Here is a 25,447-nt window from a genome sequence, read left to right on the forward strand (position 1 = left end):
TAGCCGCAGTCCTCGGCGCAGCCGCCGGTCTTGATCGACAGCAGCGTGGAAAGCTGGACCTGGTTCGCCGGATGGTTGGCGCGGTGCACCTCGGCAGCGCGGAAGACCAGCTCGGTAAACGGCAGGTCGAACAGCGCGGCGATTTCCTCGCGCGTCCAGTCGCTGCGGGGCGTGGCGGATGCGGTCATGCGAATAAATCCCGTACCAGTCGTGTGGAGGCCGTTTGGCCGCGTTCGCGTCCCCGGTCAATTGCCTGCGGCGCCAAGACGATGGCTCCCGCAAAAAGCAGGACTAGGATCGGACGGCATCGCCTTTTTTAAAGAACGCCCTGCTGGTTTTCGGCGACCGATCCCGTCGCGATGTGCTGAAACAATTCAACCTGTCGCAAAAACCGGAACCGATGACGTTCTGTTCGACTTTAACAAATGTCTATCTTCGTGGCGCGCTTCCGCTAAGGCAGCGCGCGGGTCGTCATCAAGTCGTGCACTGGGAAAAAAACTCGACAATGCCGTTTGAAGCCATGAAGGACTTCCTGAACGCGAGCGGTATTGCCTTGAGCATGGCCGACGCGAGGGCGAAAGACTTCCCGCTGGTCACTGCCAACCCCGCTTTCTGCGCACTGACCGGGTATGAGGTCGATGAGATCGTCGGGCGCAATTGCCGGTTCCTGCAACCGGAGAGCGGTGCCGGGCCGGTCCGGCAGCGCATGCGCGATTTCCTCCACGACGACTCACAGCGCGAGGCGCGGTTCCTTCTGCCCAACGTGCGCAAGAACGGAGAGCGGTTCCTGAACCTGCTCTACATGACCAAGATCCGCGAGGGTGCAAAGGATGCCTACATCCTCGGTTCGCAGTTCGATTTCAGCCGGCACGACCGGCGCGGCATCGACGGCTACGACCAGACCCTGCGCCAGGACGTGCGCGAACTCGGCGTGCTGACCGGCGAGATGGGGATGGTGACGCTCGGCACGTTCCGGTCGCTGGCGACCAGCGCGGCGATCATCGCCGAAGCGCGCCTCGATCCGAACCTGGCCGGAATGCTGGAGTGATGGCGTGGACCTGACGCGCTATCCCAAGACCGGGCGATTCATGGCAGGCCGCGTGCGCCATGCCATGCGCACGCGGGAAAAGGACCTTCTCGAGGACATGATCGAGAAGACCGAACTCTACACCAGCCCGACCGCAATCCTCAAACGCGGGCAGATGGTGAACCAGAGCACGATGCTGATCGACGGTTTCATCGCACGTTCGATCACGCGCGGCGGCAAGCGGCATATCGTCGGTATCCACGTCCCGGGCGATTTCGTCGACCTGCACGGCTTCGCGCTCAAGCGGCTCGACCACGACATCGTCACGGTGGGCCACACGCTCGTCGGCTTCTGCCCGCACGAACGGATCGTCGAAGTGATGAAGACCGAGCCGCACCTGACGCGGCTGCTGTGGTTCGCGACACTGATCGATGCGGCGGTCCACCGCGAGTGGATCCTCAAGCTGGAACAGCTCAACGCCGACGGGCGGCTCGCGCACCTGATGGCGGAGCTCTGGCATCGGCTCAACTTCGTGGGCATGGCCGAACCGCAGAGCTGCGCCATGCCGCTGACGCAGGTGGAACTGTCCGACGCCTGCGGCACCACCGCGATCCACATGAACCGCACGATCCGTTCGATGCGCGAGGCCGGCGTCATCGATTTCGCCCGCGGGCGGGTGATGATCCCCGACATGGCGCGGCTGGAGGCGCTGGCCCATTTCGACACCTCCTACCTCTATGGCGACGGCGATCTGTTCATCGGTCATGCGCTCGACCTGAAGTAGCGGGTCTGAAGAGAGAGCCGCCTTGCCGGCGCGGCAGCCGGTTGGGGGCTGTTTCAAAAGCTGTTGTGACTTGCCGGGTGCACTAGTATCCCGCTGAATAGAATGGGTACGCAAGACAGCTCGCAGCACGTAGACAGGGCGGATTTCCCCGTCGTCGGGGTCGGCGCTTCGGCCGGGGGGCTGGAGGCGCTGCGCGAGATGCTCGGCGGCTATCGCGGCGCGCCGGGCATGGCCTTCGTCATCGTCCAGCATCTCGACCCCAATCACGAATCGCTGATGGCGCAGCTGATCGACCGCTACACCACGATGCCCGTCCGCCAGATTGAGGGCGGGGAGACGATCGAGGTCGACAACGTCTACGTCATCCCGCCGGGCCACGGCCTGTCGGTCGAAAACGGCGTGCTGCGGCTGACCGAGTTCACCGACCCGCGCGGCATGCGGCGGCCGATCGACGATTTCTTCGAGGCGCTGTCAGAGGATCTCGGCCCGCGCTCGGCCTGCGTCATCCTGTCGGGCACCGGCGCGGACGGAAGCCGCGGGCTGCGCGCTATCAAGGAACACCACGGCATCACCATCGCGCAGCAGCCGGAAGACGCGCGCTATGACGGCATGCCGCTGTCGGCGGTCGGCACCGGGCTGGTCGATTACGTGCGTTCGTCGTCCGAAATCATCAATTGCCTTCGCGAGTTCTTCGACAGGGTCGAGGGCGGGCCGGACACTGACACGGCCAGCTACGTGTCCGACCATATCGAGGACCTGTGCACCGCGCTGCGCGACCAGATCGGGCACGATTTCACCGGCTACAAGCGCAACACGCTGGCCCGCCGGATCGAGCGGCGGATGCAGGTGCTGGGCATCCACGACCTGTCGATCTATCTCACCCGCATCCGCAACGATCCGCAGGAATGCCAGGCGCTGTTCCGCGACCTGTTGATCAACGTCACCCGCTTCTTCCGCGACACCGATGCCTTTGCCTCGCTGCGCGAGAACGTGATCCGCCCGATGGTGCGCGAGGCCGACAGCCATACCGACCTGCGCGTCTGGATTCCGGGCTGCTCGAGCGGGGAGGAGGCCTACACCATCGCCATCCTGCTGGCGGAAGAGATGCGCGACCAGAACCGCCACGTCCCGGTCCAGGTCATCGCCAGCGACATCGACGACCAGATGCTGCGCATCGCGCGCGAGGGGATCTATCCCATCGCCGCCCTGGCCGACATCCCCGAACCGATGCGCAGCCGCTACACCGTCGGGCATGGCGATACCTTCGCGATCTGCGCCCCGGTGCGCGAGATGGTCCGTTTTACCCTCCACAGCGTGATCAAGGATCCTCCGTTCGGCCGGATCGACCTGATCAGCTGCCGCAACCTGCTGATCTATTTCGACGACCAGTTGCAGCGATCGGTGCTGCCGCTGTTCCACTACGCCCTGCGGCCCGAAGGCTGGCTGTTCCTCGGCCCTTCGGAAACGATCGGCCAGCATGACGATCTGTTCACCCCGATCGACCGCAAGAACCGCATCTTCCGCCGCGATTCCAGCTTCACCAGCTATCCGCTCGAACTGCCCAGCATGATCAATCGCCAGCCGCATCGCAGCGAACGGCCGGGGCGGCGGGTGCGCGATGCCGGCGGCAAGGAAAGCGACGCGCTGCGCAAGCTGACCGCCACCTATTCGCCGGCAAGCCTGCTGGTCGACCGCGAGGCGTCGATCATCAGCACCTGGGGGCCGGTAGGCCGCTATTTCGATTTCAGCGCCGACCGCGACCGTCGCCTGCACGCGACGACCCTGGCCAAGCCGGGCCTGCGCGAAGTGCTCGGCGTGCTGGTGCGCCAGGCGGCGGAGGACGGCCAGCGTCATGTCGCGCGCGAGGTTTCGGTGCAGACCGATTTCGGCACGCAGCAGGTGCAGATCGTCGCCGATCCGGTGCGCGACGGCACCGTCCTCGTGGTCGTTCGCGAAACCGGCCCGTTCCGCCCGCAGGACGAAGGCGACATGGTCGAACTGGCGCAGAGCGACGATCAGGTCCACCTGCTCGAGGACGAATTGCGCCTGACCCGTCATCGCCTGCGCTCGACGGTGGAGGAACTGGAGACCGCGAACGAGGAGCTGAAAAGCTCCAACGAAGAAATGATGTCGATGAACGAGGAGCTTCAGTCGACGAACGAGGAGCTGACCACGGTCAACGACGAGCTGAAGAACAAGATCGACCAGGTCCTCGTCGCCAAGTCCGATCTCGAGAACTTCTTCGATTCGACCCAGCTTGCGGTCATCGTCCTCGATTCGGGCATGATGATCCGCAGCTTCACCGACGCGGCCTGCGACCTGTTCCCGTTCCAGCCCGGCGACCGTGGCCGCCGGCTGGCCGATGTCACGACGCTGCTCGACAGCACCGAGTATCTCGAGCTTGCCCGTATGGTCGCGCGCACCGGAGAGCAGGCCGAGGCGCGTGCCCGCGTCCCCTCGCTCGATCGCGACTATGCGCTGCGCGTGCTGCCCTATCGCCGCCCCGACAACAGCATCGACGGGGCGACGCTGGTCTTTACCGACATCACCGCGCCGCTGGCTCTGGAACGGCAGCTGACCGAACAGCGCGAGCGGCTCGAACTCGCGATCCGGGTCGCGCGGATCGGGGTGTGGGAATACGATCCGGCAACCGGCATGACCCGTCTCGATGACGTGGAGCGGGAGCTGCTCGATGTCGGCGCCGACGCTTCCGGCGACATGGAGGCGATCCTCCAGCGCGTGCACCCGGAGGATCGCGACGCGGTCAATTCCTCGCTGCGCCGCGCGATGGACGGGACTGAGGATTACGACCAGACCTTCCGCATCGTCACACGGCAAGGGCGCGACCGCTGGCTGCACGGCCTCGCCCGGCGCGTCCGCGTCGGCAACGAGAACCGTTTCATCGGCGTGACCTACGACATTTCGAAGGAACGGGCCGCGCTGGCAGAGCGCGACCTGATGCTGCGCGAGATGAACCACCGCATCAAGAACCTCTTCGCCGTCATCGGCGCGATGGTCTCGATCAGCGAGCGCGAGGCCGGGGACGTGGCGGGCTTTGCCGAGGATCTCAAGCGCCGGATCGCCGCGATGGGCCGCGCCCACGCCCTGACCCAGCGCCGGAAGGTGGACGAGCCGGTGTCGATCAGGGAACTGCTCGAAGTGGTCCTGACCCCGGCGCGCGGCGAACAGGACATCGCCATCACCGGCGAAGAGGTGCTGATCCCGGTCAGCAGGCTCACGCCGCTCGCGCTGATCTTCCACGAATGGGCGACGAACGCGACCAAGTATGGCGTCCTGGCGAGCGAGGGCGGGCGGCTGTCGATCGACATTTCGGCGCAAGGCGACACGGTCGTCGTCGACTGGCGCGAATCCACGCCCGAGCGGTCGAAGATCGTCGAGAGCAAGGGCTTCGGCACGCGGCTGGTCGAGGCATCGGTGCGCCAGCTCGACGCGAAGCTCGACGGCAGCGAGACCGAGACCGAGTTTCGCCGCCGCCTTGCCCTGCGCGACCTGACGGTGGCCGAACCCGCCGAATAGGCGAAAGCGCCTTTCGGCTCGGCTCGGATACGCGCCACCTCAGCTCCGGCAAGCCCCGGCCGGTGATGCGCCTTGCGCGAAAACGACGGCGGAACGTCGCGCAGATACAATTCGCGACATAGGGCTGCTTGCCGGGACAGGTGCTGCGCGTCTAGCTCGCTGCGAATCGTTCGCAACAAATGGCAAAGGTATCTCGATGCGCAAATGGCACCGCTGGCTGTCGGTCTTCTTCGGCGTCTTTCTTCTGTGGATCGCCACGACGGGCGTGTTGAGCCAGGTCGCGGTGCTGTGGCCCTCGAACCGGCCGCCGGCTGAGCTGACCACGCCGCCGCCGGGCTTCGTCTGCCCGGAAGGCTGGCGCTGCATGCCGCCGCGGGCGGAAGGGGGCATGACCTCGCTCGTCGGGCTGTTCCACCACCTCCATTCGGGTGAGACGTTCGGTCCCATCGGCACCGCGATCTCGGTGCTGTCGGGCCTCGTCATGATATTCTTCTCGTTCTCCGGCCTGTGGCTCTACATCCGCATGTGGCGCAACCGGGCGGATCGGAAGCTGGCGCCGCGCTGGTTCTGGAAATAGGCCGGAACGCGAAAGGCTCCCTGCCGCGCGCATGCGGGGCAGGGAGCCTTGGCGTGACGAACCTGCGTTCGTCTGCGTGAAGCGGCCTCAGGCCTCTTCGATGAACAGGTCCGCCGCGTTGGCACCGTTGGCCGACAGGCGCACCTTGTCGCACTCTACATCGGCGACGAGGCCGAGAGACAAGTAGTGGTGGTGCCCGGCGTGGCTTTCGCCTTCGAAGCCGGCGCTGCTGTCCTTCTTGGTCAGCTTGATGCGATCGCCTTCGATCGCGTCGACAGTGCCGACGTGCACGCCGTCTGCGCCGATGACTTCCATGTGTTCGCGGATCTGATCCTTGGTGCTCATGTATGTTCTCCTCGGGTCGCAGGCACGCCATGTCCGCGGGCGGACCGAGTGCCAGGGGTTGCGACCCGTTCACTCCTTTGGGTCGGGACCGCCCGGGGGCGAAGGGGAAGGACACTCCCCGGGCGGCTTGCATGGTAAACGGCTGAACCGCCGCGCCCGTTCCGCCCGTTCTGCCCCATTCGTGCCCCATTCGCGCCGAGTGCGACGACCCGCCAGCCGTGTGCGACGAGCGGCCTTGGCTAAAGGCCCTGCCCGCCGCGCCGACCGGGGAAGCGGGACGCAGCCTAGCACAGCCGGACCCACCCGCACAGCACCCCCTCACCGCGATCAAGACCACTGGCGCACAGCCGGCGCCATCCCCATATTCTCCACATCCATTTCGCGCGGGGCGGATATGCCGCTGGGGAAAAGACGCTAGAGCTACCCCTTGGACCCCCGGTGCCATGCTATATCTTGTGGCTCGGCCCGAATTGGCCAGATTCCCGTTTCCCGCGTCCGGAGGACAAAGATGTCGCTGCTCGAAGCCCGCAAGACCTACAAGCCCTTCGAATATCCCTGGGCCTACGAGTTCTGGAAGCGCCAGCAGCAGGTCCACTGGATGCCCGAGGAAGTGCCGCTGGGCGAGGATTGCCGCGACTGGGCGCAGAAGCTGTCGGACCACGAACGCAACCTGCTGACGCAAATCTTCCGCTTCTTCACCCAGGCCGATGTCGAGGTGCAGGACTGCTACCACGAGAAGTACGGCCGCGTGTTCAAGCCGACCGAGGTCAAGATGATGCTGGCCGCGTTCTCCAACATGGAGACGATCCACATCGCCGCCTATTCGCACCTGCTCGACACCATCGGCATGCCCGAAAGCGAATACGGCATGTTCCTCGAATATGCCGAGATGAAGGACAAGCACGACTACCTGCAGCAGTTCGGCGTCGACAGCGACGAGGATATCGCCCGCACGCTGGCCATGTTCGGCGGCTTTACCGAAGGGCTGCAGCTTTTCGCCAGCTTCGCCATGCTGATGAACTTCCCCCGCTTCAACAAGATGAAGGGGATGGGCCAGATCGTGTCATGGTCGGTGCGCGACGAATCGCTGCACTGCGAGGGGATCACCCGGCTCTTCCACGCCTTCGTCGCCGAACGCGGCTGCCTGACCAAGGCGGTGAAGGAAGACATCATCGACTGCTGCCAGAAGACCGTGCGGCTGGAGGATGCCTTCATCGATCTCGCCTTCGAGCAGGGGCCGGTCCCGGGCATGAGCGCGAAGGAGATCAAGCGCTACATCCGCTACATCGCCGATTGGCGCCTGGGCCAGCTCGGCCTGCCCGAAATCTACATGATCGACGAACACCCGCTGCCTTGGCTGACCCCGCTGCTCAACGGGGTGGAGCACGCCAACTTCTTCGAAACGCGCGCCACCGAATATTCGAAGGGCGCGACCAAGGGCGACTGGAACACCGTCTGGTCCAACTTCGACAACCGCCGCGCCGGTGCCAAGGCCGCGGCCGGCGCGAACGACGTGGTCGAGGACGAGGGGCCGGGGCTATTCGGGGATACGCAGGCGGCGGAGTGAGGGCGTGTCGGACGATACAGCGACGGAAGCCGGAGGCGAAGAATTAAAGGAAAGCGCGACTTCGAAGCAGCAATACAACTCACGGGGTGTATCCCCTTCGCATACGGAATTGACGTAACGCGCTGATCGACATAGCTTCCGCCCAAATGGGGGGACAACGTGTCGCAAGCGATTAGCCTTAAGTTCGAACTTGCTGCGGATCGATCTGCCGATCTCGAAATAATTTCTGAGGCGGCCATTGCTTGGGTCGAAGCGCTGCGAGCCGCAGCACAAGCTGTTGATGAAAAAACGGACGTTCGGGTTCGCCTTGTGAACGTCGAGAGGCGAAGTGCGCTTTTCAATGTTTTAGGCGAATGGTTCGATCGAGCCGCCGATAAATGGGAGGCCGCTCCAAGGCGAGCGAAGTTGATCCGCGCCCTAACGATCTTCACCATTGTCAGCGGCTACCCAACTTACCAGGCATATTTCGGAGATGGGTTTGGAGAGGAGGAGCGAAAGCAGCTCGACCGTATCGAAGCCGCATGCCAGAAAGATCCTGCGGTCACAGCAGCAAGGCAAAAGTTTTTCCGGGTTATTGAACGTGAGCCTGCGGTCACCGCGGTATCATTGAAAGCGCATCCTGATGCGGAGCCCTATGCGACCATTCCGAGCACGGAGTTCGCAGAAGCCGGGGGCCTGTTTATGCCGGAGGAAGAATTGCCCTCCGAACGCGTAGGCCGCACGGTTATGGAGGTGGTGTTAGTCAAGCCTGCCTTGGTGGCCAAGCCAAGGAATTGGACTTTCAAATTGGAAGGGTTTGGCGAGTTCGATGCAGTGATGCGTGATCCTGTCGTCTTACAGACTGTCGGAAGCAATGGCTTGGACGGCATGAAAGAAGGTATGCGCATGACCGTCCGCATTGAAACGCGAGAAGTGCTCTCCAATGGCAAATGGAGGCCATCTCGAAACGGGAGATCGATAATCCGAGTGATATCGCCGAAATTGAACTAACGCTCACCGGGCATTAGAAAAATCGACGCAACAAGGCCTATCAACGCGACACATGCGACGATAAATGTAAGCCCCGGCGACAGGTGCCAAAACCCAAAAAGGCCAATCAGCGCGGTCAACGTGATCGCTAGGCCAGATAGCCATGATCGCCGAGTCTCAACTTGGTTGCTGGGTGGGCGCGACATTCAAATCTCCATGTGATAGAATCGCATGATGCTCACCCTGAAACAAGCCCTAGAGACCGGAAAATTAGACCAGTTCATCGCCGAACACGAAGGCGAGATTGGCGATCTGGATGCCTTCAATCGGACTGTGAAGGCAATGGCCGGAAAGTCGAAAGAAGTTCCGGAAGCATCGTCTCCGGACGGTTCCGACGATTGAAGCGATACTCGAATTCCTTGACGTAGCGGTTCAGGTGCTTGGCGCTCACGCTGGTGTGAGTGCCGTTGATCGAGCATTTCAGGTGCCGCCAGAAATTCTCAATCCCGTTTACTGAAACCGTCTCGGCAAGGCGGTAATCGTAATAGGCATATTCCTCCGCGCCGTGGTTCACGCGGGCGTGGCGATAGCCGTGATCGGCAAGGTTCGCGTAGCTACGGAGTTCGTCGGTGTGGACGTTGCCGCCGACTTCCACATTCGCCGTGACGAAGGGCTCCAGAGTTTCGCGGCGCTGGTTCGGCACTACTTGCGCCACAACGTCGCCGCCGCGCTCCAGAGCGCCCACCACCACCGTCTTTGCCGCGCTGCCCCGGTTGTGCTTGCCCTTCTTGACGCCGCCCATGAGCGTTTCGTCAATCTCGACGTTCGTGCCGGGTCCGCCAATGGGGCGGTCGCCGTCAACGTCCGCCATATGCTCGCGGATAAGCGCGGCCATGCGCCATGCAGTCTTGTAGGTCACGCCAAGCTGGCGCTGCAATTCCTTGGCGCTGACACCGTGGCGCGTCGTCGTGAACAGGTGGATCGCATAGAACCACAGTTGCAGCGGAGTGCGGGTCTTTTCGAACGGGGTGCCCACGGTCGGATGCAGGTGATGACCGCACCACTGGCAGGAATAGGCGCGCTCGGCCTTGATCCGGAACCACTTGGAAGGGCGATCGCACTTGGGGCAGGTAAAGCCTTCGCCAAAGCGAACGTCGAACAGATGCTGGAGGCAGGTTTCGTCGTCAGGAAACTTGCGAAAGAACTGCGCAGTGGTGAGGGGCTTCGTTGTCATACCCCATTTTATACATCACCGAATTACGTATGGCAAGGGGATACACCCCAAAAGATGATACGCTCCAGAAGGTTGTTGAAAAATTGATTACCGAGGACCGGAATGTAGAAACGACTGAACCGTCGTCCACAGACACTAGCTCCGAAGTGATAAAGGCGCTCATCGATAAAATTCCTAGTATCACTGCTAGGTGATCAATTGAGCAAGGAGGACGGTTAATACGATCTGCCTGCGGGAGGGGTTAGGGTTGGGCGCGGAGCAGCGCCGCGCCAGCCGCAAGCCCTGACCAGCGAGCGCAGAGACCGCCCATCCCGCTGCGACTAAGGCCCGCTGCGCGCGCCAAGTCTCGCTGCCCCTCCCGCTGGCGGAAGTATTGGCCCGTCTTTCCGCGCTGCCGGACTTGGCGTAAACTACCCCCCTCATCGCGAGGGGAGAGCGCCGATGACCAAGCCGACCAACGATGTCGCCTTCGCGGGTTCGATTCCCGCGCTTTACGAGGAATGCCTCGTTCCCGTGATCTTCCGCCCCTATGCGCAGGACCTGGCCGCCCGCGCCGCCGCGCTGGCGCCGCGCCGGGTGCTGGAAATCGCCGCGGGCACTGGCATCGTCACCCGCCTGCTGGCGGAGGCCTTGCCCGATGCCGAAATCTTCGCGACCGATCTCAACCCCGACATGCTGGCGATTGCGGAGACGCGGTGGAGCGCGCCGAACCTGTCGTTCCGCGTCGCCGACGCGCAGGACCTGCCCTTTGCCGACGACAGCTTCGACCTCGTCGTCATCCAGTTCGGCGCGATGTTCTTTCCCGACCGGGTCAGCGCCTATGCCGGGATGCGCCGGGTGCTGGCGCCGGGCGGCACGCTGCTGTTCAACGCTTGGGACTCGCTGGCGGCCAATCCGGGCAGCGACGTGATCCAGCGCGCTATCGCCGCCGCCGTGCCCGAACCCAAACCCTCGTTCCTGCCGCGCACCCCCTTCGGCTATCACGACATGGCGCAGATCGAGCGCGACTTGCGCGCCGCCGGGTTCGGCGACGTGGCGGTGGAGCGGGTGGAAAAGACCTCTCCCCCCGCGACCGGCGCCCTGCTGGCACGCGGCCTTTGCCTTGGCAGCCCGGTCTTCGGCGAACTGTCGCTCCATGGCGATGCCGCCCGAGACGAAGCGCTCGCGGCCGCGATCGCCGCGGCGGAGGCGGCCGAGCCCGACGACGGCTTCGCCATGTCGGCGCTGGTCGCGATGGCGCGGGGATAGCGGGCAGACGAACGGGTTTCCGAGGGCGGGATGGCCGGTCATCGACAAACGCCCTTCTTCGCACGACCGGCGGCTTGCCCTTGCCCGTCACGCCGCTTGATGGCGCGTCGTGGCTCCCCATCTCGGGTTCTCCCGTCAACAGGAGTTTCGACACCTCATGCGCACCGAAGACCAAGTCGCCGCCATGTCCTGCCCCGTCTGCCGCGTGCCGCTGTCGATGAGCGACCGGCAGGGGATCGAGATCGATTACTGCCCCCAGTGCCGCGGCGTCTGGCTGGACCGCGGGGAGCTCGACAAGATCATCGAGCGCAGCGCCCCGCCCGCCGCTCCGCAGGCTGCCCAACCGCCCCAGGCTCCGCAAGCCCCGCGGGCGCCCGCCGCGCCGATGCCGCCGCAGGGGCCGTGGGACCAATCCGGCTACCCGGACCGTGGCTACGGCGAGGGCGGCTACGGCCATTCGGGCTATGGCCACAAGGGCTACAAGAAGCGCAAGAGCTGGCTCGAAGAGATCTTCGACTGAGCCGCCGCAGCATCGCATCGAGGGGCCGGGCAGCGCGCGTTGCCCGGCCCCTTTCACTTGCCGATGAACAGGAAGCCCACCGCAGCCATGATGCAGGCGAAGGCCGCGAAGTGCCGCCAGCTCAGCGCCTCTCCCAGGAACACCACCATGAACACGCCGAAGACGGTGAGCGCGATCGCCTCCTGCGTGATCTTGAGCTGGCCCGGCGTCCATCCGGCGACATAGCCGATGCGGTTCGCGGGCACGGCAAAGCAGTATTCGACGAAGGCAAGGCCCCAACTGACCGCGATGACCATGCCGAGCGGGCGGGCGTGCGCCACCTCCGGCCCGCCGCGCAAGTGCCAGTACCACGCGGCGGTCATGAAGATGTTGGAGACGAGGAGCAGCAGGATCGTGGGCATTGCTCGCCCTTGCACCGGCCAGCGCGCCGAAGAAACGGTTTTCCTACAGGCCCGCGATTTGCCACGATGCCGGCGGCCGTTTCCGGCCCTGCCGATGGGCGGTCGGTGCGCGGGCCAGGTGTCACCTGTCGCCTTGGCGAGCAAGGCCGTGAAAACAGGCGATTTTCCGGTCTCGGCGCAAGGCGACACGGTGTCGCCTTTGTCACCCTGCCGACCGGTGGTTCAGTCCTCCACCGGGTTATCGGGGATCGGACGGATCGCGGTAAAGGCCTCGTCCAGCGGCGGGGCGGTGAGTTCGGGCCAGTCGATCGGTTCGGGATCGACCGCGGTGTCGGGCAGCCGGTCGAGCAGGTGGCGGATCAGCGTCAGCCGCCCGCGCTTCTGGTCGTTGAAATCGACCACCGTCCACGGCGCCCAGACGGTGCTGGTGGCGGCGAACATGGCCTCTCGCGCGGCGGTGTAGTCGGCGAAATGGGCGCGGGCGGCGATGTCGGTGGGCGACAGTTTCCAGCGCTTGAGCGGATCCTCCAGCCGCTCGCGGAACCGCTCTTCCTGATGCGCCTGGTCGCAGGAGAGCCAGTATTTGAACAGGCGGATGCCGTCGTCGACCAGCATCTTCTCGAAGATCGGCGCGGCCTTGAGGAAGGCTTCGACCTGCGGCTCGGTGGCCCAGCCCATGACTTTCTCGACCCCGGCGCGGTTGTACCAGCTGCGGTCGAACAGCACGATCTCTCCGGCGGAGGGGAGGTGGGGGACGTAGCGCTGGAAATACCACTGCGTCCGCTCCTCCTCGCTCGGCCTGGGCAGGGCGGCGATCCGGCACTGGCGCGGATCGAGCCGGCCGTGGATCGCCTTGATCGCGCCGCCCTTGCCGGCCGTGTCGCGGCCCTCGAAGATGACCGCGATGCGCTCGCCCCTGACCTGCGCCCAGCGCGCCATGCCCGACAGTTCGAGGGTAAGGGCGTCGAGCGCATCCTCGTAGGCCTTGCCCTTCATCAGCGGGCGGTCTCCACCGGGCTGATCGTGGCGACCATGTTGCCGTCGCAGCCGACTATGACGCTGGAATAGGCCGGAAGCGCGGGCGCGATCTCCAGGCGCACCTGCTGCCAGCCGCCGGGCCGGTCTGCACCCCGAACCGCCAGCACCGCGCGCTGGCCGGGCGGCATCATCCGGTCGGTCGGCCCGGCGGTCAGCGTCGCTTCCGCCCCGGCGGGAAGCAGCACTTCGCCCTGGACGATCAGGGTCGGCGTGGCACCGGGGCCGGGCAGGGCGCTGACCCACGCATTCCAGCCGCGGGTTTCGATGGGGCAGACGGGCGGGGCGATGGGTTCCTCCGCTCCGGTCGTGGCACAGCCGCCGGTCGCCAGCAGGATGGGGGCGGTGAGGAAGGAGAGGAGCTTGGCGGAATGCATCGGGGCCGGGCCTTTCGGTTTTGCTAGGCTGGCAATGAACGACAGTCCGGGCCGACAGGCAAGGGGCGAGAGCGAACTGCCGCGCAGCTTCCCCCTTGAATCTTGAAGCCGCGAAGGCCAAACGCCACGCGATGACGACACCGAACCAAACCGCGCTGCAGGCCGCGGCCGCAAACTCCAAGGCATGGCCCTTTCAGGAGGCGCAGCGGCTGGCCAAGCGTTTCCCGGATGGAAAGCGCGATGATCAGGGCAATCTGGTGCCGGTGCTGTTCGAAACGGGGTACGGCCCATCGGGCCTGCCGCACATCGGCACGTTCCAAGAGGTGCTGCGCACCACCTTCGTCCGCCGCGCCTACGAGGTGCTGACTGGCGGACATCCGACGCGTCTGGTCGCCTTTTCGGACGACATGGACGGCCTGCGCAAGGTGCCCGACAATATCCCGAACGCAGGGCTGCTGGCCGAGAACCTTGGCAAGCCGCTGAGCCGGATCCCCGATCCCTTCGGTACGCACGAAAGCTTCGCGCACCACAACAACGCGATGCTGCGCGATTTTCTGGACAGGTTCGGCTTCGATTATGAGTTTGTGTCGGCCAGCGACCGATACAACTCCGGCGCTTTCGACGATGCGCTGCGCAACGTGCTGCGGCACTACGACGCGATCATGGGCGTGATGCTGCCGACCCTGCGTGCCGAGCGGCAGGCGACCTATTCGCCGGTGCTTCCGGTTAGCCCGACCACCGGCGCGGTCCTGCAAGTGCCGATCGAGGTGATCGACGCCGAAGCGGGCACGATCCGCTTCGCCGACGAGGACGGCAGCACGATCGAACAGTCGATCCTCGGCGGCAAGGCAAAGTTGCAGTGGAAGGTCGACTGGGCGATGCGCTGGGTCGCGCTGGGCGTCGATTACGAGATGTGCGGCAAGGACCTGACCGACAGCGTGACGCAATCTGGCAAGATCGCGCGCATTCTTGGCGGTCACAAGCCGGAGGGCATGATCTACGAACTGTTTCTCGACGCGAATGGCGAGAAGATCTCCAAGTCCAAGGGCAACGGTCTTACCATCGAGGAATGGCTGACCTACGGCAGCGAGGAGAGCCTCGGCTTCTACCTGTTCCGCGAGCCGAAGAGCGCCAAGCAGCTCCATGTCGGCATCATCCCCAAGGCGGTCGACGAATACTGGCAGTTCCGCGAGAAGCTGCCGAGCCAGCCGGTCGAACAGCAGCTCGGCAACGCGGTCTGGCACCTGCTGGGCGCCAACGGAGGGCATAGCGAAGGCGAGCTCGCCGGTGCGGGCGACAGCCTGCCGGTGACCTATGGCCTGCTGCTCAACCTCGTCGGCGTGCTGGGTGCGGATGCCAGCCGGGAACAGGTCTGGTCGTATCTCGGCAACTACATCCACGACCCTGACCCCGCCGACCATCCCGATCTCGACGTGCTGGTCGACCGGGCGCTTGCCTACAACCGCGATTTCGTCGCCCCGACACTGATCAAGCGCGCCCCCGCGGCGAACGAGGCGCGGGCGCTGGAGGCGCTGGATGCGGCGCTCGCCGGGTTCGATGCCGAAACGTCGGCGGAGGATTTGCAGACGGCGGTCTATGAAATCGGCAAACGGGAGGAGTTCGGCTTCGAAAGCCTGCGCGACTGGTTCAAGGCGCTCTACGAAACGCTGCTCGGTTCCTCGCAAGGGCCGCGCATGGGCAGTTTCATCGCGCTCTACGGGGTCGGGAACACCCGCCGCCTGATCGTCGAGGCGCTGCAGCGCGCAGGGGTTGCGCAAAGCTGACATGGCCGGGCACGCTCCCGATGCGGCAATCTTCGAGACGCTGGCGATAGCCGCGCTGAAACGGCTGCCCGAGCCGTTTGCGCAGCACCTTGCCGATATCGTCATCCGCATCGAGGAATTTGCCGATGCTCAGACGCTGGCCGATCTCGAGATCGAAAGCGAATGGGACCTGACCGGGCTCTATCACGGGCGCCCGTTGACCGAGCAGTCGATCTGGGACGGTGGCGACATGCCGCCGCAGGTCACGCTCTATCGCCAGCCGCTGCTGGCCGAATGGTGCGAGACCGGCGTGACGCTGCAGGCGCTCGTCACCCATGTCGTCGTGCACGAGATCGGGCACCACTTCGGCCTGTCCGACGAGGACATGCACGCCCTCGAAGAGGCGGCCGGCTGAGCCCAAGAGGGAAAGTCGGTGTCGGCCCGGTCAGTACCAGGGCCGGGCGCGATACCAGCGGGTCACGACGTATTTCGTCCCGGCGACCACCGGGGTTCCGGCGTGCAGGGTATCCATGTTCACCTTGCCGTTGGTGTCGGCATTCGCCCAGATGATCAGCGTGCCCTGCTGCGGCGGGATTGCGATCTGGACCTTGGGGAATTCGGTCGCGCCGCCCGCTTCGACATCGTTGAGGTAGACCATCAGCGTCCAGGCCCGCTGCCCGCCCATCGCGACCTCTCCCTTGAAATAGGGCTGGCGGGTGTCGAACCAGTCATGGTGCGCCTTGAACTCCTGCCCGACGGCATAGCGCTGGCCCTGCATCGTTTCGCCCCAGCGTTCCTCGACCCCCAACAGGTCGTCCATCCTGCGGTGCAGCGAGCGGACGAAGGGATCGTCGGCGTTGAGATCGCCCGAATAGCTGGTTCGCGCACCCTTGCCGTAATCGACGTTGAACACGGGCGAGGGGCGGGCGGTGCGATCGATCATCTCCATGACCCGCTCGCATTCCTCCTTCGAGAAGAAGTCGGCCACGCCGAACAGCAGCAGCTTGTCGTCGTGCAGGACCTGCACGTCGGGATCGGCGTGCAGCCGTTCGATCACCGCGCCGACCATCGCGGCCAGTTCCTTGCGGTTCGTATCGTCGGTTCGTCCGTGCTTGCCCATCGTGCGGTCTTCTGTCTTCCGGCCTTGCGGCAAGGCCATTGCATCAAAAGTCAAAGTTGCAGAACCGGAGCCCGGCGCTAGGATCGCGCCGACATCCGTCGCTTAAGGGGTAAGCACAGCAACATGGAAACAATCAACACCCGAAGCCCCCGCTATACGGCGTTGGCCATCATCCTCCACTGGCTGATCGCCATCGCGCTGATCGTCAACTGGCGCCTGGCCGAAGCGGCAGAGCATCTCGAAGGACCCGCCGCGGCGGTTTACATGAACCCGCACAAGGCGCTTGGCATCACCGTCCTGATCCTCACCGTCCTCCGCATCATCTGGCGCCTGATGAACCCGCCGCCGCCGATGAACGACGATTACAAGCCGTGGGAGCGGATGCTGGCCAGGGCGACCCATGCCATCTTCTACATCCTGATGATTGCGATCCCGCTGCTGGGTTGGCTGGCAAGTTCGTCGTTCGGGTACGGTGTCGACATGTTCGGCCTGTTCCAGGTGCCCGCGCTGCCTGTGCCGAACAGCCCCGACGACGGCAAGTTCATCATCGGGATCCACAAGGCACTGTGGACGCCCATGATGATCCTGATCGTCCTGCACATCGCCGGCGCTCTGAAGCACCAGTTCATCGACCGCGACGGCGAACTGGGCAAGATGATCCCGGGGCTCGCCAAGCGCTGAGCGCAAACGAAGACGACCCCCCAGGCGGGAGCCTGAGGGGCCGTCACTTCCGGTGAAGGTCTGCGACCCTGACCTTACCAGAAGAAGTCGTAGATCACGTCGACCACTTCGCCGCTGTAGGTATCGACCAGCAGCGCGTCGTCGTAATAGCGGACCCAGCGATAGGGGCCGTAGGCTTCGGGCAGGCGATAGCGCCACGGATCGTTGATCCAGTACCGCGAGCTGTAGAACAGCGATCCCAGCGAGAAGCCGATGTAGAGCCGGCGATAGCTGTAGTCGCGATAGGGCGAGTAGTAGCGGCCCAGGCGATACAGGTCCCGGTTCGAGGCGCGGTAACGATGCCAGTCGTACCGGTGATTATCGCGCCAGCGGTTGTCCCAGCGGCGGTGGTCGCGGTCGGCATCGCGGTAACCGTCGCGATAGCTGCCGTTGCGGTCGCCTGTGCGGACGCCGTCGCGATAACCGTCGCGGTAGCTGCCGTTGCGGTCGCGATCGCGATAGCTGGTGTTGCGATCGCGCGTGTTGCGGAACCGGTCGCCGTCGCCACTGTTGGTGCGGCCCTGCCAGGTCCGATCGGTCGTGGCATTGCGCTCGACCGTGCGGGCGGGACGAACCTGCTCGCTGCGGTCCGAACGGTTCCATTCACGGCCCGACCGTGTCTGCGCGGTTTCGCTACGGCGCGAGGACTGGTTCCAGTCGCGACCCGAACGCTCGCTCGAACGCGCCTGTCCGGTCTCGCTGCGCCGCGCAGACTGGTTCCAGTCGCGGCCCGAGCGTTCGGCGGAGCGGGCTTCGCCGCCGCCGCTGCGGCCGGAGCGTTCCCAGCCGCCGGACTGCCGGCCCTGCGAACGCGAAGTGTCCTGCGCGGAGGCGCGGTTTCCGCCGCGATCCGATTTCAAGCCGCCGCGCTGTTCGCGTTCGGCCAGGTTGGCGGAAGCGGTGGTGCTTTCGACCTGCGGGCCGCGGATCGTGGAAGCCGCCTGCGCAATCGGTGCGCCGGCCAGCATGCTGGTGGCGAGAAGGGCTCCCGTCACAGCCTTTAAGGTCTGAACCCTGAACATTGATATTCTCCAAAACCTGGGGCGCTGGCTAGCGCTCACTTGGTCGCAGGATTGTATCTAGATCGGTTCGTCTGTCGCAGTGCTGAACCGCTCTGCGGATCGCCGTTCATGTTTCTTCACAGGAACATGAACGGCGTTCTCGTTGAAAATCAGCGGGTAAGCTTCTTGTACGCGAGGCGCGTCGGCCGATCGGCGGCATCGCCAAGCCGGCGGCGCTTGTCTTCCTCGTAAGCCTCGAAGTTGCCTTCGAACCATTCGACGTGGCTGTCGCCCTCGAACGCGAGGATGTGAGTCGCGAGACGGTCGAGGAAGAAGCGGTCGTGGCTGATGACCACGGCGCAGCCTGCGAAGTTCTCGATCGCGTCTTCCAGCGCGCCCAGCGTCTCGACGTCGAGGTCGTTGGTCGGTTCGTCGAGCAGGAGGACGTTGCCGCCCGCCTTCAGCATCTTGGCCATGTGGACGCGGTTGCGTTCACCGCCCGAAAGCTTGCCGACGTTCTTCTGCTGGTCCTGGCCCTTGAAGTTGAACGCGCCGACATAGGCGCGCGTCGACATGTCCTGCCCGTTGACCTTCATGTAGTCGAGGCCGTCGGAGATTTCCTGCCAGACGTTGTTCTTGGGGTTCAGGTGATCGCGGCTCTGGTCGACATAGCCCAGATGCACGGTCTGGCCGATCTCGACCGTGCCGCTGTCGGGCTGCTCCTTGCCGGTGATGATCTTGAACAGCGTCGACTTGCCCGCGCCGTTGGGCCCGATCACGCCGACGATGCCGCCCGGCGGCAGCGTGAACGAAAGGTTCTCGAACAACAGCTTGTCGCCATAGGCCTTGGAGATGTTCTTGGCCTCGATCACCTTGCCGCCGAGGCGTTCGGGCACCTGGATGACGATCTGGGCCTTGCCGACGCTGCGGCTGTCCTGTGCGTTCTGCAGTTCCTCGAACTTGCGGATACGCGCCTTCGACTTGGTCTGGCGGGCGGCGGGCGTCTGCCGGATCCATTCGAGTTCGCGGGCCAGCGCCTTTTGCTTGCCCGATTCCTCGCGGCTTTCCTGCTCGAGCCGCTTGGCCTTCTTCTCGAGGTAGGTCGAGTAGTTGCCCTCGTAGGGATAGTACGATCCGCGATCGAGCTCGAGGATCCAGCCGACCACGTTGTCGAGGAAGTAGCGGTCGTGGGTGATCATCAGCACCGCGCCGGCGTATTCCTTGAGGTGGTTTTCCAGCCACTGCACCGATTCGGCGTCGAGGTGGTTGGTCGGTTCGTCGAGCAGAAGGATCGACGGCTTCTGGATGAGCAGCCGGGTGAGCGCGACGCGGCGCTTCTCACCGCCCGACAGATCCTTGACCGACCAGTCGCCCGGCGGGCAGCGCAGCGCTTCCATCGCGACTTCGAGCTGGTTGTCGAGCGTCCAGCCGTCGACCGCGTCGATCTTGTCCTGCAGCTCGCCCATTTCCGCGCCCAGCGTGTCGAAATCGGCATCCGGCTCGCACATCAGGGCGCTGATCTCGTTGAAGCGGTCGACCATGTCGGCCACGCCGCGGGCGCCGTCCTTGACGTTCTCGAGCACGGTCTTGCTCTCGTCGAGCTCCGGCTCCTGCTCGAGGTAGCCGACGGTGATGTTCTCGCCCGGCCACGCCTCGCCGGTGTAGTCGGTATCGACCCCGGCCATGATCTTGATCAGCGTCGACTTGCCAGCGCCGTTGGGACCGACGATGCCGATCTTAGCACCTTGGTAGAACTGCAGGTTGATGTTCGACAGCACCGGCTTCTGCGCGCCGGGAAAGGTCTTCGTCATGTTCTTCATGACGTATGCGTACTGGGCGGCCATGGTCGTCCTCTGGGCGTATCCGGGAATTCGGGAGTTGCCGCGCAGATAGGGGCAATGCGGGCTTCGGGCAAGGGACTTGGGCCGGCAAGGGACTTGGGCGGGCAAGGGATCGGGGCCGGGCGAGCAACCCTCCCTCCCGGTGGGAGCTTGGCTAAGGCCCCGTTTGGGTGCCACAATGGCCAAACAAATGGAGAAGGGGGCTTCGACATGAATTTTGCAGGAACAATGGTCGCCGGTCTGGCTGTCGCAACCGCGCTGGTCATGGGCATGGGCGGCGATGTGCGGGCGCAGGACGATCGCTCGCTCCGGCCTGATGCCGAGGCGGAAGCGATCATATACCGCAACGCCGGCTACAACGGCCCGGCCGTGAACGTCTCGCGCCCACAGCCCGATCTTGGGCTTTCGTGGACGGTGACGTCGATCCGCGTGCGCAGCGGGCGATGGGAACTGTGCGAGCGACCTGACTACAAGGGGGTATGCCGCACCTTCATCGCGGATAATCCGATCATCATGCGCGGCGGCATCCGCGTCCAGTCGATGCGCCCGCTGGGCTGGACCGATCAGTGGGCGCCGGGCGACAATCCGTCCATGCGGGGAAGGGATGCGCAGTTCTATCCTGCGCCTGCTCGGCACGGTCGCCGCGTGGCCGTGTGCCTGACCGGCCAGAGCCAGCCATCCTGCGCGGCCCGCGTTGCGGACCAGTTCTGCCGGGCGATGGGCTACGATCGTGCCGCACACAGCGACAGGGAAACGCTGGGCCGCCGTGCCTACCTTTCCGACACGTTGTGTGTCGGCATGAAGCGGTGATGGAACGGCGGGGCGGGCGGCCCATGACGGACCGCCGCGCCTGCCGATCGGCTGTCCTCAGGCCGACTTGAACACGCCGCAGGCGATGCGCGCGCCCGCGTTTCCGGTCGGCTGCGTGGTCTGATCGTCCGGGTCTGCATGGATGACGAAGGCGGACCCGTCGGCGTCGAGGAGACCGGTCCAGGTACCGTTCGACGATCCCGAGAGCAGCCCGGTTCCCGCCGCATTCACCGTCATGTTACCGGTATCGCCGGCATGGGGATTGGGTGCGGCGCTCATGGTGCCGTGATTGGCGTTGGTCGGATTCCAGTGCCCGCCCGCGCTGGTGAAATCGGGCGCAGTGCAAGTTCCGACCGCGTGAATGTGCGCGCCATGAACGCCAGCGGGCAGACCCTCGACCGCGACGCGAACCTTGAGATCGCCATCGGTGCCGGTCACGGTCGCAAGGCCGACGACCTTGCCGTTCGCGTCAAGAAGCTGGGCCGTGGCGACTGGCAGTCCGATCGGAGGGGTATCCCCATCAGTGGTGACGCAGGCAGCGAGACCGAGCGGGGCCAGAAGGACGAAAGCTTTGCCGAGGGAATGCATCGTGAAATTGGTCCTCATGAATAGGGGGCGAGAGCCCCAAGACTAGGGACGCGCCGCCCCAAGGCAAGGTTTGACTGCCACCGATCGTTTCAGGGAAGGGTTTGTCCAAGGGGCCTGCCCCTGAATCGGCCCGGTCCCGATCCGGGCTGGCGATCACGGTCTGCCGAGAGTTGAAATGGTCGGGGAGACAGGATTCGAACCTGCGACATCCTGCTCCCAAAGCAGGCGCGCTACCGGGCTGCGCTACTCCCCGACCTTTCGCAGCTTGCCGTTGTCGGCAGGCGAAAAACGGTGGGCCCGGCAGGATTCGAACCCGCGACCTAGCCGTTATGAGCGGCCAGCTCTAACCGCTGAGCTACAGGCCCCTGGGCTGCGCGACTAGCCGGGGCGGCCTGCCTTGGCAAGCGCCGACATCACGCGCTCAGGCAGCGGCTTCGCTTTCTTCGCTGAAGCTCTCGTTGGCGAAGGGCAGCGCCAGAACCAGCCGCCCGTCCTTGCGAAGCAGGCTGCCCCCGGCGGCGCGTGCCTCTGCAGTGAGCAGGCGCATGGCAAAGCCGCGGCCCAGGAAGCCCACGGCCAGCTCGCTGCCCGCGTCCGGCCCCGCCTGGGCGCCATAAAAAGCCGCGTCGTCCAGCGCGGCCAGCGCCGCGGACAGGGTCAGCGACAGCGCGATCGTCCCATTGTCGCGCGACGTGGCCAGCGCCAGCCGCTCCCCCGCTTCGGCCGATACCGCCACAACGCTCAGCAGGCGCCAGATCATCCGCTCCAGATCAGGTTCCGCGACGGGTACGATGGTGCCGGCATCGCCCACGTCCGCGACGAGATGCGCGCCGCGACCTTGCAGGATCGGCCGGACCTGATCGACCATTGCCACCAGCAGCGGATCGAGCGCGGTGCGACCTGCGTCCAGTGGCCGGCTGCCCAGTCGCAGCCGGATCAGCCGATCGACATCCTCGAGCCCGGCCAGAAGCGCGGCCGTCTCTCCCGCGATGCCGGCGGCGAGCGAACGATACTGGTGCGGGACTGGGCCGAACAACTGTTGCTGGATGATCTCGGAAAAGCCCTGCAGGGCGTTGATAGGGGTGCGAAGTTCATGGAGCGCCTGCCGCACGAGGTCGCCGCGCGGATCGCTGCGCCTGCCGACTACGCGGGTGAGGCGGGCATGATGGCCGAGGAACCGGCCCACCGGATCGAAGTGCGGTGCCGCGTCGAGCCGCCATTCGCCCGAGATCGCGGGGGAGGCGGCAACCTCGACCCGTCCGTTGCGTACCGCCTGCTGGCGGCGCAGCGCGGTGGCCGTCGCCTCGTCGAGACGGGCGGCGGCATCGGCGCTGGCCGACAGCAGAAGGCCGGAGAGCATCGGTCCGAGATGACTCGTCGGACCGATGCGCCCCTCGGGGGAAATGGTGCAGTCGATCTCGCGCGGGATCGCCAGGGGCGGCGGCGCGGCCTCTTCGACTTCGGCTGGTTCAGGATCGCCGGCGCCGAGGACCTGGCGCATCGCCTGTTCGCGGCGCTGCAGGCGGAAACGCTCGATCCTGGCGACGATGTCGCCGATGCCGGTAGCCGGTTCTGCCGATATCGGGGTCGGTCCGACCCTCGTGGGCACCGGCGCGCTCGGCGTCAGGTCGTCCGCGGGGCTGGTGCGGGATGCCGTGCGCTGGACCAGGACTTCGCCGCGATCTTCGGCACTGCGCGCCCGCTCGTCGGTGCGGATCTTGCGCACCTTGCCGCGCAGATCGTCATCGAGCACGCCGACGAGAACGGTCCAGCCGGCCTCGTCCAGTTCGGCGGCGGCAATGGCGGCACCGGCCACCTGGTCCTCGCCCTCGCATAGCTGCGCGACCAGCGGGGGAGAGCGCAGGCGGACGGCGGGATCGGCAATGATGGCGGCCCGCTCGTCGGCCGGAATGCGGCGGGCAAGGGCGGAGAGGCGCAGGAACGCGGCGGCAACCAGCGTGCCGTCCGCCACGGCCTTGCCACTGCCCAGGATGTCGACGAGCTGGCGATATTGCGAACGCATCCCTTCGTCGCTGTCGGCAGCGACGTCGAGCACGGTACGCAAACGGTCGTCCAGTGTCATGTCATCCCCTGCGGAGCGTCACCGGGGTCCTTCGACGAAGAGACCATTTGCGAAGATTTCGCTCCAACATCGGACGTAGCTTTACGAAAGGTTTCCGCAAAGGGGCGCTCTTGCGGGCGTCGCAAAGTGATACAGCCGCGAGGTGGAACAAAAATTACGGGAAAGCGGGTTTCGAGGCTTTGGAACTTGCGCATCCGTGTCTGGATGTTGCAAGACCCAGTGGGCGCAGGAAGCGCGATGCGACGGATTTGGCGGGCATGAATTTCGACGAGATCGACCAGCGGCTATTGGCCGAACTGCAGGCCGAAGGCCGCATCACGAACGTGGAGCTGGCCAGCCGCGTCGGGCTGACCGCCCCGCCGTGCCTGCGCCGTGTCCGCGCGCTGGAGGAAAGCGGCGCGATCCGCGGCTATCATGCCGAACTCGACGCGGCGACGCTCGGCTTCACCATCACCGTCTATGCGATGGTCAGCCTGAAGAGCCAGGCCGAGGACGCCTTGCGCGCTTTCGAGGATCATGTCGCGACGCTGCCCGCCGTGCGCGAATGCCACATGCTGAACGGCGAGATCGATTTCATCCTGAAGATCGTCAGCAAGGACCTGCAGAGCTTTCAGGAATTCCTGACCAGCAACCTGACGCCCGCGCCCAACGTGGCCAGCGTGAAGACGTCGCTGGTCATCCGCACCTCGAAGAACGAGCCGGGCGTACCGCTGGAATGATCGCGGCCCGGGTGCCGGGCCTGGCTAGGGGAGCGGGTCGATGAAGGAAGGCGACGAAACGGGCGAAATGGGCGGGGGCGCGCTGGCGCCGTGGATACGGCCCGACATCCAGCAGAACATCAGGTGGCGGAGCGGCGACATCGTCGTGTCCGTTCCGCCCAAGAGCGGCACGACATGGACGATGAACATCGTCTACCAGTTGCTCAACGGCGGGACCGCCGATTTTCGCGACATCTACGAGGAAGTGCCGTGGATCGAGTTCCTTCCCGGTCCGGACGCGGGCATCGATGCGGTGCTGGAGCGGATCGACCGCATGCCGACCGACCGCCCGCGCGTCTTCAAGTCGCATTCCGCGCCGTCCATGCTCCCGTACAGGGACGACGTGCGCTACGTCGTCGTCGGCCGCAATCCGGAAGAGGCAGTCGTCTCGTTCTTCCCGTTTCTCGCCAAGCATTCCGAGGAATGGAACGCACTGTGGGGCATGCCTCCCGGTGCGCTGACCTGGCCCGATTTCCCCACCTTCTACGCCGAAATGATCGCTCCGGGCGTGCACAGGGGCGCGTTTTACGACTTCGCCAATGCGTGGTGGTCGTATCGTGACCGCGCCAACGTGCTGTTTCTGCATTTCTCGGAGATGAAGGCGGATCACGAAGGATCGATCCGCAGGATCGCCGACTTCCTCGGCATCGTGCCCGCGCCGGACGAATGGGCGCGCATTCTCGAATACACCTCGTTTGAATGGATGAAGCGGCACGAGGACAAGTTCGAGGCGATCACCGCCGGTACGATACCGGTGCTGACGCGAGGGGCGATGGTGCGCAAGGGCGAGGCCGGGGCCGCCGGGCAGGACGGCATGACACCCGAACTGGCGGCGGACCTGCGCCGCGCGGGCGAAGATACGTGCGAGCCCGACGTGCTGGCGTGGCTATACGGCGAGGCAAGGCGGGGATGACCGAGGGTACAGGCCGTGAGCACGGCCGTGACCCGCATCCAGTCGGCACGGACCATCCGCCAGCCGCAATGGCCAAACACTTGCTTCAGCATGATGCGGCGGGACACTATCCTCGCGACCGCATCCGGTGACCGCGCTTGCCATACGCCGGCCACGGACATCAGGTTGAACGTAAGGGTCGGGGCTACCTCTCGGCGCAGGATCTGTTCGAGTTGCGCGACCGTCAGCC

24 protein-coding genes, 2 tRNA genes and 1 pseudogene are annotated in these 25,447 nt (G+C 65.1%); 14 read left to right on the top strand and 13 right to left on the bottom strand.

Translation table 11 applies throughout. From position 1 onward, the window contains the following. Window positions 1-188 (bottom strand): annotated as a pseudogene (locus tag J2X37_RS10945) (biotin synthase); the annotation flags it as partial. A 371-nt stretch (window positions 189-559) separates the two neighbouring features. On the opposite strand from J2X37_RS10945, the gene J2X37_RS10950 reads away from it, so the two are divergent. The 4 genes from J2X37_RS10950 to J2X37_RS10965 all read left to right on the top strand — a co-directional run bounded on the left by J2X37_RS10950 (window position 560) and on the right by J2X37_RS10965 (window position 5,925). Next, complete coding sequence (locus J2X37_RS10950; RefSeq protein ID WP_310021115.1) at window positions 560-1,048, top strand: PAS domain-containing protein; 489 nt, start codon at window positions 560-562, stop codon at window positions 1,046-1,048. 4 nt (window positions 1,049-1,052) lie between these two features. After that, the gene (locus tag J2X37_RS10955) at window positions 1,053-1,811 is read left to right on the top strand and encodes a Crp/Fnr family transcriptional regulator (RefSeq protein WP_310021117.1); all 759 of its coding nucleotides are present in this window, start codon (window positions 1,053-1,055) and stop codon (window positions 1,809-1,811) included. A 102-nt stretch (window positions 1,812-1,913) separates the two neighbouring features. Continuing rightward, entirely contained in the window at window positions 1,914-5,348 is a 3,435-nt protein-coding gene (locus tag J2X37_RS10960) for a CheR family methyltransferase (RefSeq protein WP_310021119.1), read from the top strand. Between the two features lie 196 nt (window positions 5,349-5,544). Next, window positions 5,545-5,925, top strand: coding sequence for a PepSY domain-containing protein (locus J2X37_RS10965; RefSeq protein ID WP_310021121.1), 381 nt, complete (start codon window positions 5,545-5,547; stop codon window positions 5,923-5,925). Between the two features lie 87 nt (window positions 5,926-6,012). Here J2X37_RS10965 and J2X37_RS10970 read toward each other — a convergent pair whose 3' ends face one another. Continuing rightward, window positions 6,013-6,270, bottom strand: coding sequence for a DUF2171 domain-containing protein (locus J2X37_RS10970; protein WP_310021123.1), 258 nt, complete (start codon window positions 6,268-6,270; stop codon window positions 6,013-6,015). A gap of 508 nt (window positions 6,271-6,778) precedes the next feature. Here J2X37_RS10970 and J2X37_RS10975 point away from each other — a divergent pair. Both J2X37_RS10975 and J2X37_RS10980 read left to right on the top strand, forming a co-directional pair. Continuing rightward, window positions 6,779-7,837 (top strand): ribonucleotide-diphosphate reductase subunit beta, encoded by a 1,059-nt coding sequence (locus tag J2X37_RS10975; RefSeq protein WP_310021125.1) that lies wholly within the window; start codon window positions 6,779-6,781, stop codon window positions 7,835-7,837. 159 nt (window positions 7,838-7,996) lie between these two features. Further along, complete coding sequence (locus tag J2X37_RS10980) at window positions 7,997-8,827, top strand: hypothetical protein (RefSeq protein WP_310021127.1); 831 nt, start codon at window positions 7,997-7,999, stop codon at window positions 8,825-8,827. Between the two features lie 301 nt (window positions 8,828-9,128). Here J2X37_RS10980 and J2X37_RS10985 read toward each other — a convergent pair whose 3' ends face one another. Next, complete coding sequence (locus J2X37_RS10985; protein ID WP_310021129.1) at window positions 9,129-10,040, bottom strand: IS1595 family transposase; 912 nt, start codon at window positions 10,038-10,040, stop codon at window positions 9,129-9,131. Window positions 10,041-10,481: 441 nt separating this feature from the next. Here J2X37_RS10985 and J2X37_RS10990 point away from each other — a divergent pair, with 441 nt between their 5' ends. Both J2X37_RS10990 and J2X37_RS10995 read left to right on the top strand, forming a co-directional pair. After that, window positions 10,482-11,288, top strand: coding sequence for a class I SAM-dependent methyltransferase (locus tag J2X37_RS10990; protein WP_310021131.1), 807 nt, complete (start codon window positions 10,482-10,484; stop codon window positions 11,286-11,288). Between the two features lie 157 nt (window positions 11,289-11,445). Then, entirely contained in the window at window positions 11,446-11,808 is a 363-nt protein-coding gene (locus J2X37_RS10995; RefSeq protein ID WP_310021133.1) for a zf-TFIIB domain-containing protein, read from the top strand. A 53-nt stretch (window positions 11,809-11,861) separates the two neighbouring features. On the opposite strand, the gene J2X37_RS11000 is transcribed toward J2X37_RS10995, so the two are convergent. The 3 genes from J2X37_RS11000 to J2X37_RS11010 form a co-directional block, all read right to left on the bottom strand. Then, window positions 11,862-12,209 carry a DMT family protein gene (locus J2X37_RS11000; RefSeq protein WP_310021135.1) on the bottom strand — a complete coding sequence of 116 codons (348 nt, stop codon included), beginning with the start codon at window positions 12,207-12,209 and terminating at the stop codon, window positions 11,862-11,864. A 222-nt stretch (window positions 12,210-12,431) separates the two neighbouring features. After that, on the bottom strand, window positions 12,432-13,205 hold the full coding sequence (gene ppk2 / locus J2X37_RS11005; RefSeq protein WP_310021136.1) for a polyphosphate kinase 2: 774 nt from the start codon (window positions 13,203-13,205) through the stop codon (window positions 12,432-12,434). Then, a complete protein-coding gene (locus J2X37_RS11010) occupies window positions 13,205-13,621 on the bottom strand; it encodes a hypothetical protein (protein ID WP_310021138.1) in 417 nt (138 codons plus the stop codon). The genes ppk2 and J2X37_RS11010 overlap by 1 nt, the downstream gene beginning before the upstream one ends. A 131-nt stretch (window positions 13,622-13,752) precedes the next feature. Here J2X37_RS11010 and J2X37_RS11015 point away from each other — a divergent pair, with 131 nt between their 5' ends. Next, complete coding sequence (locus J2X37_RS11015) at window positions 13,753-15,405, top strand: lysine--tRNA ligase (RefSeq protein ID WP_310021140.1); 1,653 nt, start codon at window positions 13,753-13,755, stop codon at window positions 15,403-15,405. A 1-nt stretch (window position 15,406) separates the two neighbouring features. Continuing rightward, complete coding sequence (locus tag J2X37_RS11020; RefSeq protein ID WP_310021142.1) at window positions 15,407-15,799, top strand: metallopeptidase family protein; 393 nt, start codon at window positions 15,407-15,409, stop codon at window positions 15,797-15,799. A gap of 30 nt (window positions 15,800-15,829) precedes the next feature. Here the strand turns inward: J2X37_RS11020 and J2X37_RS11025 are convergent, their stop codons facing one another. Further along, window positions 15,830-16,504, bottom strand: coding sequence for a 2OG-Fe(II) oxygenase (locus J2X37_RS11025; RefSeq protein WP_310021144.1), 675 nt, complete (start codon window positions 16,502-16,504; stop codon window positions 15,830-15,832). Window positions 16,505-16,627: 123 nt separating this feature from the next. Here J2X37_RS11025 and J2X37_RS11030 point away from each other — a divergent pair, with 123 nt between their 5' ends. Next, window positions 16,628-17,185 carry a cytochrome b gene (locus tag J2X37_RS11030; protein ID WP_310021146.1) on the top strand — a complete coding sequence of 186 codons (558 nt, stop codon included), beginning with the start codon at window positions 16,628-16,630 and terminating at the stop codon, window positions 17,183-17,185. 74 nt (window positions 17,186-17,259) lie between these two features. On the opposite strand, the gene J2X37_RS11035 is transcribed toward J2X37_RS11030, so the two are convergent. Further along, complete coding sequence (locus J2X37_RS11035; RefSeq protein WP_310021147.1) at window positions 17,260-18,219, bottom strand: RcnB family protein; 960 nt, start codon at window positions 18,217-18,219, stop codon at window positions 17,260-17,262. Between the two features lie 176 nt (window positions 18,220-18,395). Continuing rightward, window positions 18,396-20,069 (bottom strand): energy-dependent translational throttle protein EttA, encoded by a 1,674-nt coding sequence (ettA, locus tag J2X37_RS11040; protein ID WP_310021149.1) that lies wholly within the window; start codon window positions 20,067-20,069, stop codon window positions 18,396-18,398. A gap of 207 nt (window positions 20,070-20,276) precedes the next feature. Here ettA and J2X37_RS11045 point away from each other — a divergent pair, with 207 nt between their 5' ends. Then, window positions 20,277-20,876 (top strand): beta/gamma crystallin-related protein, encoded by a 600-nt coding sequence (locus J2X37_RS11045; protein WP_310021151.1) that lies wholly within the window; start codon window positions 20,277-20,279, stop codon window positions 20,874-20,876. A gap of 57 nt (window positions 20,877-20,933) precedes the next feature. Here the strand turns inward: J2X37_RS11045 and J2X37_RS11050 are convergent, their stop codons facing one another. The 4 genes from J2X37_RS11050 to J2X37_RS11065 all read right to left on the bottom strand — a co-directional run bounded on the left by J2X37_RS11050 (window position 20,934) and on the right by J2X37_RS11065 (window position 23,547). Beyond that, window positions 20,934-21,482, bottom strand: a complete 549-nt coding sequence (locus J2X37_RS11050; RefSeq protein WP_310021153.1) for a superoxide dismutase family protein — start codon at window positions 21,480-21,482, stop codon at window positions 20,934-20,936. A gap of 158 nt (window positions 21,483-21,640) precedes the next feature. Beyond that, window positions 21,641-21,717 (bottom strand) — tRNA-Pro (locus J2X37_RS11055). Window positions 21,718-21,756: 39 nt separating this feature from the next. Continuing rightward, window positions 21,757-21,829 (bottom strand) — tRNA-Ile (locus J2X37_RS11060). A gap of 56 nt (window positions 21,830-21,885) precedes the next feature. Beyond that, on the bottom strand, window positions 21,886-23,547 hold the full coding sequence (locus tag J2X37_RS11065) for a histidine kinase dimerization/phospho-acceptor domain-containing protein (RefSeq protein WP_310021155.1): 1,662 nt from the start codon (window positions 23,545-23,547) through the stop codon (window positions 21,886-21,888). 257 nt (window positions 23,548-23,804) lie between these two features. Here J2X37_RS11065 and J2X37_RS11070 point away from each other — a divergent pair, with 257 nt between their 5' ends. Both J2X37_RS11070 and J2X37_RS11075 read left to right on the top strand, forming a co-directional pair. Beyond that, window positions 23,805-24,266, top strand: a complete 462-nt coding sequence (locus J2X37_RS11070; RefSeq protein WP_310021157.1) for an Lrp/AsnC family transcriptional regulator — start codon at window positions 23,805-23,807, stop codon at window positions 24,264-24,266. Between the two features lie 40 nt (window positions 24,267-24,306). Beyond that, on the top strand, window positions 24,307-25,218 hold the full coding sequence (locus J2X37_RS11075; RefSeq protein ID WP_310021159.1) for a sulfotransferase domain-containing protein: 912 nt from the start codon (window positions 24,307-24,309) through the stop codon (window positions 25,216-25,218). Window positions 25,219-25,447 lie beyond the last annotated feature (229 nt).

This window comes from Croceicoccus sp. BE223 (assembly GCF_031457155.1).
Lineage (GTDB): Bacteria > Pseudomonadota > Alphaproteobacteria > Sphingomonadales > Sphingomonadaceae > Croceicoccus.

Excerpts from the sequence above, each read along its gene's own strand:
- J2X37_RS10950 (WP_310021115.1), top strand. The coding sequence starts at position 560 with ATGGCCGACGCGAGGGCGAAAGACTTCCCGCTGGTCACTGCCAACCCC.
- J2X37_RS10960 (WP_310021119.1), top strand. The coding sequence starts at position 1,914 with ATGGGTACGCAAGACAGCTCGCAGCACGTAGACAGGGCGGATTTCCCC.
- J2X37_RS10965 (WP_310021121.1), top strand. The coding sequence starts at position 5,545 with ATGCGCAAATGGCACCGCTGGCTGTCGGTCTTCTTCGGCGTCTTTCTT.
- J2X37_RS10970 (WP_310021123.1), bottom strand. The coding sequence starts at position 6,270 with ATGAGCACCAAGGATCAGATCCGCGAACACATGGAAGTCATCGGCGCA.
- J2X37_RS10975 (WP_310021125.1), top strand. The coding sequence starts at position 6,779 with ATGTCGCTGCTCGAAGCCCGCAAGACCTACAAGCCCTTCGAATATCCC.
- J2X37_RS10985 (WP_310021129.1), bottom strand. The coding sequence starts at position 10,040 with ATGACAACGAAGCCCCTCACCACTGCGCAGTTCTTTCGCAAGTTTCCT.
- J2X37_RS10990 (WP_310021131.1), top strand. The coding sequence starts at position 10,482 with ATGACCAAGCCGACCAACGATGTCGCCTTCGCGGGTTCGATTCCCGCG.
- J2X37_RS10995 (WP_310021133.1), top strand. The coding sequence starts at position 11,446 with ATGCGCACCGAAGACCAAGTCGCCGCCATGTCCTGCCCCGTCTGCCGC.
- J2X37_RS11000 (WP_310021135.1), bottom strand. The coding sequence starts at position 12,209 with ATGCCCACGATCCTGCTGCTCCTCGTCTCCAACATCTTCATGACCGCC.
- ppk2 (WP_310021136.1), bottom strand. The coding sequence starts at position 13,205 with ATGAAGGGCAAGGCCTACGAGGATGCGCTCGACGCCCTTACCCTCGAA.
- J2X37_RS11010 (WP_310021138.1), bottom strand. The coding sequence starts at position 13,621 with ATGCATTCCGCCAAGCTCCTCTCCTTCCTCACCGCCCCCATCCTGCTG.
- J2X37_RS11015 (WP_310021140.1), top strand. The coding sequence starts at position 13,753 with ATGACGACACCGAACCAAACCGCGCTGCAGGCCGCGGCCGCAAACTCC.
- J2X37_RS11020 (WP_310021142.1), top strand. The coding sequence starts at position 15,407 with ATGGCCGGGCACGCTCCCGATGCGGCAATCTTCGAGACGCTGGCGATA.
- J2X37_RS11025 (WP_310021144.1), bottom strand. The coding sequence starts at position 16,504 with ATGGGCAAGCACGGACGAACCGACGATACGAACCGCAAGGAACTGGCC.
- J2X37_RS11030 (WP_310021146.1), top strand. The coding sequence starts at position 16,628 with ATGGAAACAATCAACACCCGAAGCCCCCGCTATACGGCGTTGGCCATC.
- ettA (WP_310021149.1), bottom strand. The coding sequence starts at position 20,069 with ATGGCCGCCCAGTACGCATACGTCATGAAGAACATGACGAAGACCTTT.
- J2X37_RS11045 (WP_310021151.1), top strand. The coding sequence starts at position 20,277 with ATGAATTTTGCAGGAACAATGGTCGCCGGTCTGGCTGTCGCAACCGCG.
- J2X37_RS11050 (WP_310021153.1), bottom strand. The coding sequence starts at position 21,482 with ATGAGGACCAATTTCACGATGCATTCCCTCGGCAAAGCTTTCGTCCTT.
- J2X37_RS11065 (WP_310021155.1), bottom strand. The coding sequence starts at position 23,547 with ATGACACTGGACGACCGTTTGCGTACCGTGCTCGACGTCGCTGCCGAC.
- J2X37_RS11070 (WP_310021157.1), top strand. The coding sequence starts at position 23,805 with ATGAATTTCGACGAGATCGACCAGCGGCTATTGGCCGAACTGCAGGCC.
- J2X37_RS11075 (WP_310021159.1), top strand. The coding sequence starts at position 24,307 with ATGAAGGAAGGCGACGAAACGGGCGAAATGGGCGGGGGCGCGCTGGCG.